The organism is Aquisphaera insulae (genome assembly GCF_011064615.1).
GTDB lineage: Bacteria > Planctomycetota > Planctomycetia > Isosphaerales > Isosphaeraceae > Aquisphaera > Aquisphaera insulae.
This window is the reverse complement of the sequence record NZ_JAALJH010000230.1, coordinates 1-1,184: the sequence shown is the minus strand read 5'-3', so window position 1 is coordinate 1,184 and position 1,184 is coordinate 1. Positions and strand designations below refer to the sequence as shown.

Sequence of the window (1,184 nt, the reverse complement as noted above, 5' to 3'; positions counted from 1 at the left end):
GTTCCACGAGGAGAGCGGCTACCGAGACTGGATCATGAATCGACTCCTTCGGAAGGCGGACCTCGGAATTTGTGATTCCAGCAGTCACACGGAAAAGGTCGAACTGCCCGAGGATCTGCGGGCGTTATTCAGCAAAGGACAGCCCATCCCGGACACGGTGACCGTCGTCTCCTTCATTCACGACGGCGAGGTTCGACAGGCTCTGGACTTCTCGAATGAGTCATCGGGGACCAGGAAGCTGTTCAATATCGCGGGCGATTTCTGGCTGCTCGCAAGCGAGGAGGTCGCCATCTTCGCCGACGAACTGAGCGCCAGCCTTCATCCACGACTTCTCGACAACCTCATCCGCGCAGCGAACGAGCAATCCGAAGATCGCCGGTCACAGTTGATCTTCTCGACCCACGACACGGGGCTCATGGAAGGTCTGGACGCCGAACCCCCGGCCTTGCGTCGTGATCAGGTTTATTTCACCAGGAAGAACCGGGACGGCTCTTCCGAGTTGTATTCGCTCGCCGAGTTCAAGGACGACGCAAGGCCGGTGCACAATATCCGCAAGCGATACCTCTCGGGGCGTTACGGAGCAATGCCCAACCTGGAAAAGATCCAGCTATGAGCCCGCGAAAGCGATCGAAGAAGCCTCTCTCCAGCAAGGTCACCGCCCGATTCCCAGAGCTTGCGCGGAAGCGCGGAGAACGCGAGCTGATCCGGCGGTTTCTTGTGGTCTGTGAGGACGGCAAATCGGCGGTGAACTACTTCCTGGCATTGCGGAGCTTCCTGAGACTCTCGCCGCAATCCCTGGTGATCAAGGGAAGCGAGGATCACACGCAGCCGATTCAGGTCGTGACCCGGGCCGTCGAGCTCATGGTTGGGGCCGCGGCGGAAACCTCCGCAACCGAGCCATTCGATCAGGTCTGGTGCGTCATCGACGGTGACTTCGGCTCCAAGATCAACAACGCTCGCGTCAAGGCCACGGCCAAGGGAGTGCGCCTCGCCGTCTCCACGAAGTGCTTCGAATATTGGGTGCTCCTGCATTTCGAGGAGTACGACAAGGCGAGTCTCGATTGCGGGTCACTGGTCAGCACGCTCCGCGCGAAGCACATCCCGGACTACGCGAAGGGTTCCTGCGACTTTCAGAAGATCGTCGAGTCCGTTCGGGAAGCGGCTCGTCGGGCGAAGAAACTCCG

Annotated in this window: 2 protein-coding genes; both read left to right on the top strand. The window is 59.8% G+C overall.

All coding sequences use genetic code 11. From position 1 onward, the window contains the following. The coding region (locus G6O54_RS36895; protein WP_205679187.1) for an AAA family ATPase at positions 1–613 on the top strand (613 nt) is incomplete at its 5' end. After that, positions 610–1,184 (top strand): RloB family protein (locus G6O54_RS36890; protein ID WP_165236132.1); only part of this gene is annotated, 575 nt, incomplete at its 3' end. The genes G6O54_RS36895 and G6O54_RS36890, both read left to right, overlap by 4 nt.